The following is a 15,628-nucleotide window of genomic DNA, read 5'->3' on the forward strand; positions in this document are numbered from 1 at the left end:
GCGCATGGCCGTTCGAGGGCGCACCGGCACGCGTGCCGCGCGCCCCCCTTTTCATCCGTTGCGAAAGACCAGTTCCATCATGGCCGAAGAAGAAGGCGTGCTCACCAATCTCGATGCCACCGCGGGCGAAGGCCCCCAGCCGAACGGCGCCGACACCGGCCCGGCGGTGGGGATCATCACCCAGTACGTGAAGGACCTTTCGGTCGAGAACCCGGCCGCACCCGACGTGTTCCAGTGGCCCGAGCCGCCGCAGATCGACGTGCAGTTCAACATCGGCGCCGAGCCCAAGGCCGCCGACCTCCACGAAGTGACGCTCAAGCTGGTGCTGACCGCCGCCTCGCAGCGCGGGACGATGTATATCGTCGAGCTCGCCTATTGCGGCCTTGTGGGGATGCGCAACGTGCCCGAGGACCAGGCCCACGCCTTCCTCTATGCCGAGGCGCCGCGCCTGCTGTTCCCCTTCGCCCGCCGCGTGGTGGCCGATGCGGTGCGCGATGCCGGTTTCCCGCCGCTGATGGTCGATCCGGTCGACTTCAACGGCCTCTACGCCCAGCAGCTCGCCGCGCGCCGCGCCGAGGAGGCCGCGGGCGGCGAGCCGATCAAGCCGGTGACGGGCAACGCCTGATCGCCGATCACCCTTTTCCCGTTCGCCCTGAGCATGTCGAAGGGCTGTCCTTTCTTTTGATCCAATCTGCGGAAAGAAGAAGAACAGTGCTTCGACAGGCTCAGCACGAACGGTAACTGGCAGGGTTCGGCACCCCCATGAGCCTTCTGAAGAACGTCGGCACGATCGGCGGGCTCACGCTGGTGAGCCGCCTGTTCGGCTTCGCCCGCGACATCCTGCTTGCGCGGGTGCTGGGCGCGGGCGGGGCGGCGGACGCCTGGCAGCTCGCCTTCCAGCTGCCCAACCTGTTCCGGCGCCTCTTCGCCGAGGGCGCCTTCGCCAGCGCCTTCGTCCCGCTCTTCAACCGCCAGATGGCCGAGGACGAGAACGCGGCGAGGCGCTTCGCGGGCGAGGTGCTGGCGGTGCTGCTGCCGATCCTGGTGGTGTTCGGCGCCTTGATGATGCTGGCGATGCCCTGGGTGCTGTGGGCCTTCGCCAACGAGGACCTGCGCGGCGATGCGGCGATGTTCGATCTGGCCGTGACGATGGGCCGGATCGCCTTTCCCTACCTGATGTTCATGAGCCTCGCGACGCTGGTCGCGGCGATCCTCAATTCGCTGTCGCGCTTCGCGGCGGCGGCCGCTGCGCCGATCCTGCTCAACATCTGCCTGTTGACCGCGCTGGTTTGGGGCGCGCTCCAGCCCGCCGGCGAGACGACCCGCGCCATGACGGGCGTGGGCCTTGCCATCGCGGTCTCGGTGAGCGGGCTGCTGCAACTGCTCTGGCTCTACTGGTTCATGCGCCGCGCAGGCTTCCGCATCCCGCGCGCCGCGCCGCGCGTGACCGCCGGCGTCAAGGAGATGGGTGTGCTGATCGTGCCCGCCGTCTTCGGCGCAGGGGTCTACCAGATCAGCCGCTTCATCGACCTCGCCTTCATCCGCGGGCTGCCCGACGGGAGCCTGACCTACATGGCGATGGCCGACCGCTGGAACCAGCTGCCGCTGGGCGTGATAGGGATCGCGCTCGGCACGGCGGTGCTTCCGGCCCTGTCGCGCTACATCGCGCAGAGCGAGGACGAGGAGGCGGTGCGCCTCCAGGCCAACGCGATCGAACTCGCGATGCTTCTCACCCTGCCCTGCGCGGTCGCACTGTTCATCACCGGCTTCGCCTTCGTGAAGGCCTTCATGGAGGGACAGGCCTTCACCGCCGAGGACGCGAGGCTGACCGGGATGGTGACCTCGGCGCTGGTGGTCGGGCTGCCTGCCTATGTGCTGGTCAAGGTGCTGACCCCCAACTTCTTCGCCCGCAAGGACACCCGCACCCCGGTCTACACCGCCGCTGCCTCGCTGGTGGTGACGGTCGCGCTCAATTTCCTGCTGGTGCCGATGTTCGGCGTGGTCGGCCTCGCGCTGGCAGGGGCGCTGGGCGCGTGGGTCAACATCGCGCTGCTGGGTACGGTGCTGGCCCGGCGCGGCTATTTCCGCCTGCCCGCGCGGGTGCTTGGCCGGATCGGCCGGATCGCGCTGGCCGCAGCGGCGATGGGCGCCGCCCTGTGGGCGCTGATGCAGGCCATCACCCCGTGGCTCGACGGGCCGTTCACGCTGCGTCTTGCGGCGGTGGGAGCGATCCTCGGCACCAGCCTCGTGAGCTACGGTGCGGCGACGGTGCTGCTGGGAGTTCTCGACAAGGCCACGGTCCAGCGCCTAATGCGCCGCCAGAGCTAACCTTTCGGGAAACACCATGCGCGTCGTCTCCGGCATCCAGCCCACCGGCAAGCCCCATCTCGGCAACTACCTGGGCGCGATCCGCAATTACGTGAAGCTGCAGGACGATGCCCACGCGGCGGGCGGCGAGTGCCTGATCTTCATCGCCGATCTCCACGCCCTGTCGATGCCGCACGATCCGGCCGAGCTGCGGTCCTCGACGCTCGAACTGGTGGCGACGCTGGTCGCCTGCGGGCTCGATCCGGACAAGGCGATCCTGTTCAACCAGGCGCAGGTGCCGCAGCACCCCGAGCTGCAATGGCTGCTCAACGGCACGGCCCGGATGGGTTGGCTGAACCGCATGACCCAGTGGAAGGACAAGGCCGGCAAGAACCGCGAGGGTCAATCCGTGGCTCTGTTCACCTACCCGGTGCTACAGGCCGCCGACGTGCTGCTCTACCAAGCGACGCATGTGCCCGTGGGCGAGGACCAAAAGCAGCATCTCGAGCTCGCCCGCGACATCGCGCAGAAGTTCAACAACGACTTCGGCACCGAAGACGCGCCGATCTTCACCCTGCCCGATCCGATCATTCCGGCGGAGGCCGCGCGGATCATGTCCCTGCGCGACGGCAGCGCCAAGATGTCGAAGTCGGACCCGTCCGACATGAGCCGCATCAACCTGTCGGACGATGCCGACACGATGGCGCAGAAGGTGAAGAAGGCGAAGACCGATCCCGAGCCGCTCCCCTGGGAGGAGGCGGGCCTCGAGGGGCGGCCCGAGGCGCGCAATCTGGTGGGCATCTATGCCGCGCTCGCCGAGCAGTCGCAGGCCGAGGTGCTGGCGCAATACGGCGGGCAGGGCTTCGGCGCCTTCAAACCCGCGCTCGCCGATCTGCTGGCGGCGAAGCTCGGACCGATCCGGGACCGCTTCGTGGCGCTGAAGGACGACCACGAGACGCTCGATGCGATCCTCGCCCGCGGCGCTGCCAAGGCGCGCGAGCGCGGCACGCCGACGCTCGATGCAGCCTACCGGGCGCTGGGGCTGGTGCGGCACTGATTGCTGCACCCTTGCGACGAAGCGACGCGGGCGCGCGGCCAATATTCAATTGACGTTCATTCCCACGGGATATGATATCGCGCACAACGGTCATTGCCGGCAATGCAATGGCCTGAGAACGAGGGTTGTGCCATGTTGCGTACCATGATGTCGATGAAGTCCCTGACCCGCCTTGCCCTGCCTGTGGCGCTGGCCATCGGGGCGACGGCCTGCTCCACGCCGTTCAAGGCGGACGTGTCGCGCTTCGCCGTGCCGCTGCCCGCGCCGGCGGGCCAGACCTTCGCCGTGGTGCCGGAAGACCCGAAGAACGCCGGCGGGCTCGAATTCGCGACCTATGCCAACACCGTCGCAGCCGAGATGACGCAGCTCGGCTACACCCGCGCCTCCTCGCCGGAGACCGCCGACATGCTGGTGCGGCTCGACTACCGCGTGGACGGCGGGCGCGAGCGGGTGCGCACCGATCTTAACGGCGCAGGCTTCGCCGGCGGCCCCTGGGGACCGTGGGGTGGCTGGGGCGGCTGGGGCGGCGGCTGGGGCTTCGGCTTCAACGACCCGTTCTTCGGCGGCCCGAACGTGCGCAGCTACACGATCTATACCAGCGCCATCGACCTGAAGATCGACCGCCGCGTCGACGGCCAGCGCCTGTTCGAGGGCAAGGCTGAGGCCGTGTCGCGCTCGAACCGCCTGCCGCGCCTCGTGCCCAACCTCGTGGACGCGCTGTTCACCGACTTCCCGGGCAATTCGGGCGAGACGGTGCGAATTACGATTCGCGACGACAACGAAAAGACCGTGCGCCCCACCAATTGATGGTGTAAGGCGGAACGCAACAGACCCTTGGACGGGAAAAAGAAGGCGGCGCAGGGGATCGCGCCGCCTTTTTTGTTGGGTGCCGTCCCGGTGGCCATGCGCCAGCACGACCGCAAGGTTCAGAGCTTCGCGTGCCCCCCGGTCGAACCGAAGCCGCCCTCGCCCCGCTCCGTCGCGTCCAGTTCCGCGACCTCGTCCCACGCCGCCTGCACCACGGGGGCGAGGACCAGCTGGGCGACACGGTCGCCCCGGACGATTACGAAGGGTTCGGACCCGAGGTTGATCAGGATCACCTTCAACTCGCCCCGGTAATCGCTGTCGATCGTGCCGGGGGTGTTGGGCACGGTGATACCGTGCTTCAGCGCGAGGCCCGAGCGCGGGCGGACCTGGATCTCGTACCCTTGGGGGATTGCCAGCGCGAGGCCGGTGGCGACCGCATGGCGCGCGCCCGGGGCGATGGTCACGTCCTCGGCGCTCACAACATCCATGCCTGCCGCGCCATCGGTGGCATAGGCGGGAAGCGGCAGGCCGGCGCCGTGTGGCAGGCGCTTGACCTCGACCCGAACGCTCATTCCGCCGCCTCGGCGTGCAGCGCCGCCGCGATCCGTTCGACCAGCGCCATCGCCACCGCAGCCTTGGGCATCTCCTCGAGCGTCTCGATCCCGGTGCCGCTGACGATGGTGACGCGGTTCATGTCGCCGCCCATCACGTCCCCGCTGACGTCGTTCGCCACGATCCAGTCCGCACCCTTGCGCTTGCGCTTGGCCTTGGCGTTGTCGAGCACGTCGTCGGTCTCGGCGGCAAAGCCGATCACCAGTTCGGGCCGTCGCGGCGCGCCCGCGACATTGGTGAGGATGTCGGGGTTCTCGGTCAGCATCAGCGCGGGCGGCGCATCGCCGCGCTTCTTCATCTTGGTGCCGCGATATTCCTTGGGCCGCCAGTCAGCGACCGCGGCGACCATCACCGCGACATCGGCGGGAAGCGCGCGCTTGACCGCCTCGGCCATGTCGCGCGCGCTCTCGACATCGACGCGGCTCACGCCTGCGGGGGTCTTGAGGGCAACCGGCCCGGCCACCAGCGTCACCCGCGCGCCCAGCGCGGCGGCGGCGGCTGCAATGGCGAAGCCCTGCTTCCCGCTCGACCGGTTGGCGATGTACCGCACCGGATCGATCGCCTCCCAGGTCGGCCCGGCGGTGACGAGAACGTGGCGACCGTGAAGCGGCCGGTGGCCCGCCGAAAGGCCGAAGTCCTCGCCCTCGGGCACCTCGCCGAGATCGGCCTCGATTTCCTCGGGCACCTCGGGCGCCTGGGGTGCTGGGGGCGCCTTGCGCGGATCGATCAGGTGATTGAGCGCGCCCGCATCCATCGGCGGGGCGGCGCCGGCCTTGCCCTTCTTGGCGAGCAGCGGGCCGCCGAAATCGGGCTTGAACTCGGGCGCGGGTTCCTCGGGGGGGAAGTCCTCGAAGCCTTCGGCCAGGAAGTCCTCGGGGATGTACTCGGGCAGATCCTCGTATTCGGCCTCGATCTCGTCATGGGTGCGCTTGGCGGTGGAGCGCGGAATGATCCGCGACAGCATCCCGCCGAGAATGCCCTCGGGCAGCGCGGCGCTGCCGTCTTCCTCCCCTTCCTCGGGCTCGAGCGCCTCGACGGGCAGCGCGGCCCGCTGGGGCTGCGCCTCGGGCACGGCGATGCCGAGCCGCGCGGCGATCTCGCGCCAGATCGCCTCGGGCTCGGGCAGGCGGCCATAGCCGAACTCCCCGCAGGCCATCGGGCCCTTGTCGGGGTGCAGCACCTCGACCCCGGCGGCCTTGAGCAGGCCGATATTGCGCTGGGTCGCCTCGTGCTCCCACATCCGCACGTTCATGGCGGGGACCGCCATCACAGGCTTGTCGGTGGCGAGGATCAGCGTGGTGGCGAGATCGTCGGCGATCCCGGCGGCCATCTTGGCGAGCAGATCGGCCGTCGCCGGGCAGACCACCACCAGATCGGCTTCGCGCGAGAGCTGGATATGACCCATCTCCGCCTCGTTCTTCAGGTCGAAGAGGCTGGTATAGACCTGGTTCTCGGACAGGGCGGCCAGCGACATGGGGGTGACGAACTGCTGCCCGCCCTTGGTGACGACGCAGGTCACCTCGCCCCCGCCCTTGCGGATCAGGCGCACCAGCTCGCAGGCCTTGTAGGCCGCGATGCCGCCGCCCACGACCAGCAGGATGCGTGGGGAATGACCCGCTGCCGCTGCCGCCTCGCTCATCTCGCCTTCGCCTTTCGCGCCTCGCCCTCGGGTTTCAGACATAGTGCAAGCCTTACCCATCGCAAAGCTTGGTTAAGTTTGCCTTGCCGAAACGCCCGCCGCCCGCCGCAAAAGCTCACCGACCGCGCGCGGGGCAAAGGCGAGGCCGAGCGCATAGGCGGGCAAGGCGAGTTCAATCCAGTAGTAATTCGCAGGCCGCGCGAACAGGGCCATCATCGTGGCTACCCCTGCGAACCACAGGGTGGCGAACAGGCCGAGGCGCCCGCCCAGCCCCGCCCAGCCCGCGAGCGGCAGGATCGCCAGCGGCGCGGCGAGCTTCGGCGGGAGGAACCTGAGCCCGGTCAGCTCGCCCAGCGCGGCGAGCGGCAGGCCGAACCCGGCGCGCGCGTTCCAGCCCTGCGAGGCAAGGTCGCCCGGCAGGCGCGCGGCGTCCACCCCCAGAAAATGGAGCCACATGCCGAGCCCGAAGACGCCGAGCAGCGCCAGCAGCGCGAGCGCCTCGCGCCGGCGGCCCGCGGCGCAGGCGAAGGCCAGCCACAGCAGCACGAAGGGCACCGCCAGCTCGCGCACCGCGAGCGCCGCGGCGGCGGCGCCGAGCGCGGGCCACCAGCGGTCCGGGCGCCAGGCGAGCAGCGCGAAGGTCAGCAGCAGCCCGGCGACAAAATCGTGATCATACCCCGCCACCGGCGATGCCGCCGCCGCGCCGCCGAGCGCGAGAAGGATGCTCGCAGCGAGCCGCTCGGGAAGCGTGCCGAGGGGGACGGCGCGCCGCCACAGCGCCGCGATCGCCGCCGCCGTCAGTGCGAGCGCCAGCCAGCGTACACCGTCCGCGCCGATCGCGGCCTGCACGATCGCCAGCGGCGGCAGGCGCACCGCGACGAAGGGGCGGGTGGGATAGCCGCTCGCCCGATGCTCGGCGGTCGCGGCGGCGTAGTAGCCCTCGCCCGCCGCCACCCGCGCGGCGATGCGGGCATAGAGTGCCATGTCGCCCCCGGCGCGGCGGGGTTCGGGCGCAGTCGCGGTGAGGGCTGCGGTCTTAGGGGCGGCGACTGTCGGCGCAGGCGCAATACGCCCGGCTGGAAGGCTCGCGACGGCGCTCCACGCCATCGCCGCTGCCAGCAACGCCAGCACCAGCACAGCCGCCCCGCGGGGCAGATGAAGGAAAGGCCGGCCAACCGCATCCCACCGGCCCGACCAGCCGGAGCGCGCGATCATCCGATCCAGCCGAGCGCCATCGCTCCCCACACCGCGCCCGCCCCGGCGAGCGCGGTCAGGGCATAGCCGAGCCAGCCCCGCCCCTCGCGCCTGTCGGTGATCAGCACGATCTCGGGCAGCGGCGGCGGTTCGGGCGCGCCGCCCTTGGGCGGGAACATCTCCTCGACGCGCCGGATCAGGCCCGGAAGGCGCAGCAAGGTCTCGGTGTCCTGCTTGAGCCGGTCGGCGAGCGCCGCCTCCGGCCCCAGCTCGTCGCGGATCCACTCGCGCACATAGGGCGCGGCGGTGTCCCACATGTTGATGTCGGGATTGAGCTGGGTGGCGATGCCTTCGACCATCACCATCGTCTTCTGCAACAGCAGCAGGTGCGGCTGGGTCTGCATGTCGAAATCGCGGGTGATCGCGAACAGCCCGTCGAGCATCTGGCCGACGCTCAGTTCCTTGACCGGCTTGCCGCGCATCGGCTCGCCCACGGCGCGCAGCGCGGTCGCGAATTCGCCGACCGAGTGGTAGGAAGGCACGTATTGCGCCTCGAAATGGATCTCGGCGACGCGCTGGTAATTGCCCGTGGTCAGCCCGTAGAGGATCTCCGCGAGCCACTGGCGCGCGCGGCGGTCGATGCGGCCCATGATCCCGAAGTCGATCGCGACGATGGTGCCATCGTCCTCGATGAACAGGTTGCCCTGGTGCATGTCGGCGTGGAAGAAGCCCGCGCTGATCGCCTGCGTCAGGAAGCTGATCACCAGCCGTTCCGAGATCGCCGCCAGATCGTGGCCGCGCGCGCGCAGCTCGTCGACGCGGCTGATCTTGATCCCGTCGATCCACTCGACCGTCATCACCCGCCCGTTGGTGCGGTCCCAGTCGATCGCCGGGATGCGGTAGCCGGGGACGCCCGCCATCTGCTCGGCGAGTTCGCTGGCAGAGGCGGCCTCGCGCCTGAGGTCGAGTTCCGAATTGGTCCAGCGCTTGAAGTTGGCGATGGTGAGCCGCGGGCGCAGGCGGGCGGCCTCCCCGCCCATCGCCTCGACATGGGCGGCGGCCCATTCATAGGTCTGGATGTCGCGGGCGAATTTCTCGCGGATGCCGGGGCGCAGCACCTTGACCGCGACCTTGCGCCCGTCGGTGGTGACGCCCCTATGGACCTGAGCGATGGAGGCCGCGCCAACCGGCTCGGGATCGATTTCGCTGAACAGCTTCTCGAGCGGCTGGCCGAAGCTCGATTCGATCGCCGCCCTGATCTGCGCGAAGGGCACCGGCGGGAGCGAATCCTGCAAGCTCAGGAGATTGTTCGCCGCCTCCTCGCCGACGAGGTCGGGGCGGGTAGCCAGCGATTGCCCGAGCTTGATCGCCGCCGGGCCGATGGCGCGGAAGGCGCCCGCGTAATCGGGCTTGCCGCGCTTGCCGGTCAGCGTCGCGAGGCGGGCGAGGCGCACGAACTGGCGCACCGCGACAGGCGCGTTGGGATCATTCTCGATCCCCACCAGCGCGCGGCGGCGCGCGAGCGTCACGCCCCAGCGGGCGAGGCGGGAAAGGTGGACGAGGGAGGAGGTCACCGGATCAGATCTTCCACCCCGAATGGATCGCCACCAGCCCGCCCATGATCGGCTCCACCTTGGTGTTGGCGAAGCCCGCCTTGCGGATCATCGCCTCGAAGGCCGGCATCGGCGGGAACTTGCGGATCGATTCGGCGAGGTAGCGGTAGGAATCCGCGTCGCCGGCGATCGCCTGCCCCATGCGCGGCAACAGGTGTTCGGAATAGAGGTCGTAGGCCTCCTTCAGCCCCGACCATTCGACGGTCGAGAATTCGAGGCAGAAAAACCGCCCTCCCGGGCGCAGCACGCGCAGGGCCTCGGCCAGCGCCTTGTCGATGTGGGTGACGTTCCGGATGCCGAAGGCGATGGTGTAGGCATCGAAGCTGTTCGATGCGAAGGAGACTTCCTCGGCGTTCTGGCAGGTGAAGACGAGGCTGCCGTCCTCTTCCGAAAAGCCCCGCTCCATCGCTCGCTCGGCGCCGACGTCGAGCATGTCCTGGTTGATGTCGGCGACCGTGATGTGCGCGCCGCGGGCCGCCATGCGGAAGGCGATGTCGCCTGTGCCGCCTGCCATGTCGAGGATCTGCTCGCCCGGCTGCGGCTTTACGCGCCTGACGAAGCGGTCCTTCCACAGCCGGTGCATCCCGCCCGACATCGCGTCGTTCATGATGTCGTACTTGCGCGCGACGCTGGAGAAGACCTCGCCGACCTTGCGGGTCTTTTCCTGGGGGGTGACCTGCTGGTAGCCGAAGGAGACGGTTTCGTCGGTGTTGTCGCTCATGCCCGGTTCCCTAGAAGGAATTGCCGCCAAGGCAAAGGGTGATAGAGGGAAGCGCAAATGCCCGAACTTCCCGAAGTCGAAACTACCGTCCGCGGCCTCGCGCGGTTCCTTGAAGGCGAGCGGATCACGCGCGTCCAGCTCAACCGCGCCGACCTCAGGCGCCCCTTCCCCGCCGATCTCGTGCAGGTGATGACGGGGGCCACGGTGACCTCGCTCTCGCGGCGGGCGAAATACGGCCTCATGCATCTCGACCGCGGGGCGACGATGATCTTCCACCTCGGCATGAGCGGGCGCTGGCGGATCGACCCCGAGACCGCCGACACCCACGATCACCTGCTGCTGGAAACCGCCTCGCACCGCTTCGCCCTGTGCGATCCGCGCCGCTTCGGCTCGGTCGATCTGGTGGGCACCGAGACGCTCGCGGCCTGGCCGCAATTCGCCGCGCTCGGGCCGGAGCCGCTCGGCCCGGGGCTGACGGCAGCCCACCTCAAGGCGGCGCTCAGGGGCAAGACCCAGTCGATCAAGCTGTGCCTGCTCGACCAGCGGATCGTGGCGGGGCTCGGCAACATATATGTGTGCGAGGCGCTGTGGCGCGCCGGCATCCGGCCAACCAAGCCCGCGGGCAAGGTGACGGGGCCGCAGCTGGCGCGCCTTGTGCCGGCGATTGTCGCCGTGCTCGAGGCCTCGATCCGCGACGGCGGCTCGACCTTGCGCGACTATGCCCGGCCTGACGGCGAGCTGGGCTACTTCGCCAGCAGCTTCGATGTCTACGGCCGCGAGGGCGAGGCCTGCCGCAGGGACCACGGCGGCGTGATCCAGCGCATCGCGCAAGGGGGCCGCAGCACGTGGTATTGCCCCGTCTGCCAGAAGTAGGCGAGAATCGTTGACCTCAGGGGCACTTCTGACTATGTGCGCCGCTTTCCGGCGGTCGGACCATGAGTCTGCTCGCCCCCTTCGAGCACACCCACGGATTTCCTTTCAGCCGCTTGTGGCGGCCTGAACCAAACGCGAGACAGACACGAATATGGCCAATACGCCGCAAGCCAAGAAGCGCATCCGCCGCAACGCCAACCGCGCCGCCATCAACGGCGCGCGCGTGAGCCGCATCCGCAGCTTCATCAAGAAGGTCGAAGCCGCCTGCGAAGCCGGCGACAAGGAAGCGGCCGCTGCTGCGCTCAAGGCGGCCCAGCCGGAAATGGCCCGCGGCGTCGCCCGCGGTGTACTCCACAAGAACACCGTGGCGCGCAAGATGTCGCGCCTGACCCGCCGGGTCGCCACGCTCTGATTCGATTCGCCGCGATTCCGTTAGCCCCGCTCTAGGGGTGAACACGGGTCCGACAGGCCTCAAATCGGCAAAGGGCTGCGCTCATCGAGCGCAGCCCTTTTCTATTGCGACAAATGCGACAACCCTTTCCCGCACAAATGTCAGGATTCACCGCGATTCGCGTGTCGGAATTTCGGATTTTCCAAGAAAAACAGGCGGTTCAACGCAAGTCTGCGGGGTAGAGGCGAGTCAACAGGATTATTTCACTTTTTTTAAAAACTCGCGCTTGCGCTCCGGCACGATGCGTTCTTTACATGAACTCCACCCGGCGCGGGACAGTCCGGGTGCTTTAACAAACTGGCCGACAGGGGGGTTCTTCGGAATTGCGATTCCGGGGGAGGGAAAGGCATTGCCTGTCGCAATGGGGTTAAATTGAGTCTGTCGGATCCGGGGCGGTCCTGCAGGCGATGCGTGAATTGGGGATGAGCTTGTGCACAGGACTGACAAGGCGCGCGCCGCTGGCCGCCAGGCCGACGAACATCTGATGGAAGACGCCGAAGCTGTTAATCTCGCTGCCGACTGGGCCGATATCAGTCAGGGGCTGCGCAAGGATCTCGGGCACCAGCTGCACAGCCAGTGGATCAAGCCGATCCAGCTGGGCGCGCTCAACCGCGACTGCGGGACGCTCGATCTATACCTGCCGACCGAATTCTCGGCCAACTGGGTGCGCGACCGCTTCCACGACCGGCTCCAGCTCGCCTGGAGCATCGCGCGCAGCGAAGTGCGCAAGGTCAACATCATGGTCAACCCGGGCCGCCGCCAGCTGCCCGACCTGCGCCTCGACGACGGCCGCCGCCCCGCCAATGACGGCGCGAGCGCGATCGCGATGGCCGCCGGCAGCCTCGGCGATGCGACCTTCACCTCCTCGGTCGGACTCGATCCCTCGCTGACCTTCGCCGCCTTCGTTACCGGCGAGGCCAACATCCTCGCCTGCAATGCGGCGCAGCGCATGGCCGCATTGGAGCAACCGCAGTTCTCGCCGCTCTACCTCAAGGCGGCGACCGGGCAGGGCAAGACCCACCTGCTCCACGCGATCGGCCACGGCTACCTGCAGGTCCACCCGCGCGCGCGCATCTTCTACTGCTCGGCCGAGCGTTTCATGGTCGAATTCGTACAGGCGCTGAAGTCGAGCCAGACGCTCGAATTCAAGGCACGGCTGCGCAGCTTCGACCTGCTGCTGGTGGACGACATCCAGTTCATCATCGGCAAGGCGAGCGCGCAGGAAGAGCTGCTCTACACGATCGACGCGCTGCTCGCCGAAGGCAAGCGGCTGGTCTTCGCCGCCGACCGCGCGCCCCAGGCGCTGGACGGGGTCGAGCCGCGCCTGCTCTCGCGCCTGTCGATGGGCCTCGTCGCCGACATCCAGCCCGCCGACATCGAGCTGCGCAAGAAGATCCTCGTTTCCAAGCTCGCCCGCTTCGCGCCTCTGGGCGTGCCGGAAGACGTGGTCGATTTCCTAGCCCGCACCATCACCCGCAACGTGCGCGAGCTGGTCGGCGGACTCAACAAGCTGATCGCCTATGCCCAGCTGACCGGGCAGGACGTGTCGCTCCAGCTGGCGGAAGAACAGCTGACCGACATCCTCTCGGCCAATCGCCGCCGGATCACGATCGACGAGATCCAGCGCACGGTCTGCCAGTTCTACCGCATCGACCGTGCGGAAATGAGCAGCAAGCGCCGCGCCCGCGCGGTGGTGCGCCCGCGGCAGGTGGCGATGTATCTCTCGAAGGTGCTGACCCCGAGGAGCTATCCCGAGATCGGACGCAAGTTCGGCGGGCGCGATCACTCGACCGTGATCCACGCGGTGCGGCTGATCGAGGACCTGCGCCAGCGCGACGCCGACATGGACGGCGACGTGCGCAGCCTGCTGCGCCAGCTCGAAAGCTGAATTCGCACATAATCTCCGCAAGCTTTGCACCGTCTTGTAGACAGGCCCATCCACAGGCCTGTCGACAGGCGGTGCACAGGCTGTAAACAGCCTGTCCATGCCGCATCAGCGCCTTTCCCCCGAACTTGTCAGCCTGCCCGAAGGCTGGATTCCCGCCCTCCTGCGCGGCGCGAAGGGCACCTGCCCGCGCTGCGGCGAAGCGGCGCTGTTCAGGAAGTGGCTGAAGCCGGTCGAACGCTGCGGCCATTGCCGGCAGGACTGGTCGGTCCAGCAGGCCGACGACTTCCCGGCCTATATCGGCATCTTCGTGGTCGGCCACCTGCTCGCGCCGGTGGTGATCGCGATGATCGCGGGCGGGGTGTCGGCGTGGCTGACCCTCGCCATCCTCCTGCCTGTTTCCGTCGCAATGCTGCTGGCCATGCTCCAGCCGACCAAGGGCGCGGTGATCGCCTTCCTGTGGTGGCACGGCATCGGCGCTTTCACGCAGGAGCGTCGCAAGGTGGATGACCGGTCATGACCCTGTCATCGGCACGTCTTGACCGCTTTGCGCGCCACATCGTCCTGCCCGAGGTGGGCGGCGCGGGGCAGGTGCGGCTGGCGGAGGCCAAGGTCGCGGTGATCGGCCTCGGCGGGATCGGCTCTCCCGCCCTCCAGTATCTCGCGGCGAGCGGGATCGGGCGGCTGGCGCTGGTCGACGACGACGTGGTCGATGTCTCGAACCTCCAGCGCCAGACGATCTTCACCACCCGCGACGTCGGCTACGGCAAGGCGGTCTCGGCGCGGCGCTGGCTCGCCAATTTCGACGACGCGCTTGCCGTCGACGTGTCCGACGCGCGGATCACGCCGGAGAACGCCGCGGCGCTGATCGCGGGCGCCGACCTCGTGCTCGACGGCACGGACAATTTCGCCACTCGCCTCGCGGTTTCCGACGCCTGCGTGGCGGCCGGCATCCCGCTGCTCTCGGCCGCCGTGGGGCGGTTCCAGGGGCAGGTCGGGGCCTTCGCCGGAAACCTTCCGGGCGAGCCCTGCTACCGCTGCTTCGTCGGCGATGCCTTCGACGCCGAGGACTGCGACACCTGCGCCGACGACGGGATGCTCGGCGCGATGGCCGGCTGGGCGGGCACCTTCGCGGCGATGCAGGCGATCAAGGTGCTGCTGGCGGGGGTGAGCACCCTCGGCGCGCCGCAATGGGGCAGGCTCCATATCCTCGACGGCCTCGCCCCCGCGATGCGCACGATCCGCATCGGCAAGGACCCCGCCTGCCGCGCTTGCGGCGCCGCCTCCTCGGCCTGACGCGCGCGCGCCACGGCGCGGCACGGAAACGCCCCTGCGCGCGGAACATCGTCGCACCGCTCCCGGTCGCCCTCCCTGTCAAGCAAGGAGGCCTCCCCATGAACTTCGATTTCGATGCGGTCATGTTCCTCGCGCTGTTCACGCTCGGCGCGGGACTGGTGATCGGACTGGTCTCGTGGATGCGCGCCCGCAAGGCGCAGGATCACCACGAGGATGCCGCCGTCGCCGAGCGCCAGCGCCACGAGGATCCGCGCGCGGATCTGGGCGGCACCCCGGGGGACATCGACCCGACCGTCTCGCACCACGGCGATTCCCGCCCCGCCCCGCGCCCCGCCGCGCCGTCGGAGTCCGCGCGCGACGGGAACATCACCGGCTCGACCGACTCGGGCCGCACCTGGAGCGAGGAACGCGGGGCCAACCCGCCGACGCCTAACCCCCCGCGGAACTGAGCACCTCGTCCACCCATTCGGGGACGAGCGCGCTTGCTGGGCCGAGGCGGGTCTCGTGGAACAGGCGCGATCCCTCGCTCGGCTCGAGATTGAGTTCGAGCGTGCGCGCGCCGTTCACCCGCGCTTCCTGCACGAAGCCCGCCGCCGGATAGACAGCGCCCGAGGTGCCGATGCTCACGAAAAGGTCGCAGGTCTCGAGCGCCCGGTAGATCCGGCCCATCTCGTAGGGCATCTCGCCGAACCAGACGACATCGGGCCGCAGCATCGGCGCATGGCAGACGGGGCACGGCGGGCGGTCGATCATCGGCACCTCCCAGCGCGAGCGCGTCCCGCAGGCGGTGCACAGTGCGCTCTTCAATTCGCCGTGCATGTGCAGCACCCGCGCGCTGCCGCCGCGTTCGTGGAGGTCGTTGACGTTCTGGGTGACGAGCAGCAGCTCGCCCGCGAAGTCGCGCTCCAGCCGCGCCAGCGCCGCGTGGGCGGGATTGGGTTCGACCTGCGCCAAGGCCGCGCGGCGCATGTCGTAGAAGCCGAGCACGAGGCGCGGGTCGCGCGCGAAACCCTCGGGCGTGGCGACATCCTCGATCCGGTGCTGCTCCCACAGGCCCCCTGCCGCGCGGAAGGTGTCGATCCCGCTTTCGGCGGAAATGCCGGCGCCGGTGAGGATGACGATGCGTTCAATCTCTGCCATGAGGCCATTCAAAGCATGGGGCATAGAGGCACG

16 protein-coding genes are annotated in these 15,628 nt (G+C 68.9%); 10 read left to right on the forward strand and 6 right to left on the reverse strand.

Features of this window, described 5'->3' with window-relative positions; genetic code table 11:
- The first annotated feature begins 79 nt into the window (after window positions 1-79).
- The 4 genes from secB to CBR61_RS16185 all read left to right on the forward strand — a co-directional run bounded on the left by secB (window position 80) and on the right by CBR61_RS16185 (window position 4,171).
- The gene (gene secB, locus CBR61_RS16170; protein ID WP_088915295.1) at window positions 80-625 is read left to right on the forward strand and encodes a protein-export chaperone SecB; all 546 of its coding nucleotides are present in this window, start codon (window positions 80-82) and stop codon (window positions 623-625) included.
- Window positions 626-762: 137 nt separating this feature from the next.
- The gene (gene murJ / locus CBR61_RS16175; RefSeq protein WP_088915296.1) at window positions 763-2,328 is read left to right on the forward strand and encodes a murein biosynthesis integral membrane protein MurJ; all 1,566 of its coding nucleotides are present in this window, start codon (window positions 763-765) and stop codon (window positions 2,326-2,328) included.
- Between the two features lie 16 nt (window positions 2,329-2,344).
- Window positions 2,345-3,364: a tryptophan--tRNA ligase gene (gene trpS, locus CBR61_RS16180; RefSeq protein ID WP_088915297.1), complete on the forward strand. Its 1,020-nt coding sequence runs from the start codon at window positions 2,345-2,347 to the stop codon at window positions 3,362-3,364.
- A 132-nt stretch (window positions 3,365-3,496) separates the two neighbouring features.
- Window positions 3,497-4,171, forward strand: a complete 675-nt coding sequence (locus tag CBR61_RS16185) for a DUF4136 domain-containing protein (protein ID WP_088915298.1) — start codon at window positions 3,497-3,499, stop codon at window positions 4,169-4,171.
- 119 nt (window positions 4,172-4,290) lie between these two features.
- Here the strand turns inward: CBR61_RS16185 and dut are convergent, their stop codons facing one another.
- The 5 genes from dut to CBR61_RS16210 form a co-directional block, all read right to left on the reverse strand.
- Window positions 4,291-4,743 carry a dUTP diphosphatase gene (gene dut / locus CBR61_RS16190; RefSeq protein WP_088915299.1) on the reverse strand — a complete coding sequence of 151 codons (453 nt, stop codon included), beginning with the start codon at window positions 4,741-4,743 and terminating at the stop codon, window positions 4,291-4,293.
- On the reverse strand, window positions 4,740-6,422 hold the full coding sequence (locus tag CBR61_RS16195; protein WP_088915684.1) for a bifunctional phosphopantothenoylcysteine decarboxylase/phosphopantothenate synthase: 1,683 nt from the start codon (window positions 6,420-6,422) through the stop codon (window positions 4,740-4,742). Before CBR61_RS16195 ends, dut begins: the two co-directional genes overlap by 4 nt.
- A 72-nt stretch (window positions 6,423-6,494) precedes the next feature.
- Window positions 6,495-7,637 (reverse strand): hypothetical protein, encoded by a 1,143-nt coding sequence (locus CBR61_RS16200; RefSeq protein ID WP_157696647.1) that lies wholly within the window; start codon window positions 7,635-7,637, stop codon window positions 6,495-6,497.
- On the reverse strand, window positions 7,634-9,190 hold the full coding sequence (ubiB, locus tag CBR61_RS16205; RefSeq protein WP_088915301.1) for a 2-polyprenylphenol 6-hydroxylase: 1,557 nt from the start codon (window positions 9,188-9,190) through the stop codon (window positions 7,634-7,636). Before ubiB ends, CBR61_RS16200 begins: the two co-directional genes overlap by 4 nt.
- 4 nt (window positions 9,191-9,194) lie before the next feature.
- Entirely contained in the window at window positions 9,195-9,950 is a 756-nt protein-coding gene (locus CBR61_RS16210) for a class I SAM-dependent methyltransferase (RefSeq protein WP_088915302.1), read from the reverse strand.
- A 57-nt stretch (window positions 9,951-10,007) separates the two neighbouring features.
- Between CBR61_RS16210 and mutM the strand changes: the two genes are divergently transcribed.
- From mutM to CBR61_RS16240, 6 genes are all read left to right on the forward strand, one after another.
- Window positions 10,008-10,823, forward strand: coding sequence for a bifunctional DNA-formamidopyrimidine glycosylase/DNA-(apurinic or apyrimidinic site) lyase (mutM, locus tag CBR61_RS16215; protein WP_088915303.1), 816 nt, complete (start codon window positions 10,008-10,010; stop codon window positions 10,821-10,823).
- 151 nt (window positions 10,824-10,974) lie between these two features.
- On the forward strand, window positions 10,975-11,235 hold the full coding sequence (rpsT, locus tag CBR61_RS16220) for a 30S ribosomal protein S20 (RefSeq protein ID WP_088915304.1): 261 nt from the start codon (window positions 10,975-10,977) through the stop codon (window positions 11,233-11,235).
- A gap of 523 nt (window positions 11,236-11,758) precedes the next feature.
- Window positions 11,759-13,162, forward strand: coding sequence for a chromosomal replication initiator protein DnaA (dnaA, locus tag CBR61_RS16225; RefSeq protein ID WP_088915685.1), 1,404 nt, complete (start codon window positions 11,759-11,761; stop codon window positions 13,160-13,162).
- 97 nt (window positions 13,163-13,259) lie between these two features.
- Window positions 13,260-13,679, forward strand: coding sequence for a DUF983 domain-containing protein (locus CBR61_RS16230; protein ID WP_088915305.1), 420 nt, complete (start codon window positions 13,260-13,262; stop codon window positions 13,677-13,679).
- Window positions 13,676-14,455 carry a HesA/MoeB/ThiF family protein gene (locus CBR61_RS16235; protein ID WP_172835987.1) on the forward strand — a complete coding sequence of 260 codons (780 nt, stop codon included), beginning with the start codon at window positions 13,676-13,678 and terminating at the stop codon, window positions 14,453-14,455. Before CBR61_RS16230 ends, CBR61_RS16235 begins: the two co-directional genes overlap by 4 nt.
- 98 nt (window positions 14,456-14,553) lie before the next feature.
- Window positions 14,554-14,904 carry a hypothetical protein gene (locus CBR61_RS16240; protein ID WP_157696648.1) on the forward strand — a complete coding sequence of 117 codons (351 nt, stop codon included), beginning with the start codon at window positions 14,554-14,556 and terminating at the stop codon, window positions 14,902-14,904.
- On the opposite strand, the gene CBR61_RS16245 is transcribed toward CBR61_RS16240, so the two are convergent.
- Complete coding sequence (locus CBR61_RS16245) at window positions 14,885-15,595, reverse strand: NAD-dependent deacylase (RefSeq protein WP_088915307.1); 711 nt, start codon at window positions 15,593-15,595, stop codon at window positions 14,885-14,887. The two genes, CBR61_RS16240 and CBR61_RS16245, sit on opposite strands and share 20 nt — an antisense overlap.
- Between the last annotated feature and the right edge of the window lie 33 nt (window positions 15,596-15,628).

The organism is Porphyrobacter sp. CACIAM 03H1, assembly GCF_002215495.1.
GTDB lineage: Bacteria > Pseudomonadota > Alphaproteobacteria > Sphingomonadales > Sphingomonadaceae > Erythrobacter.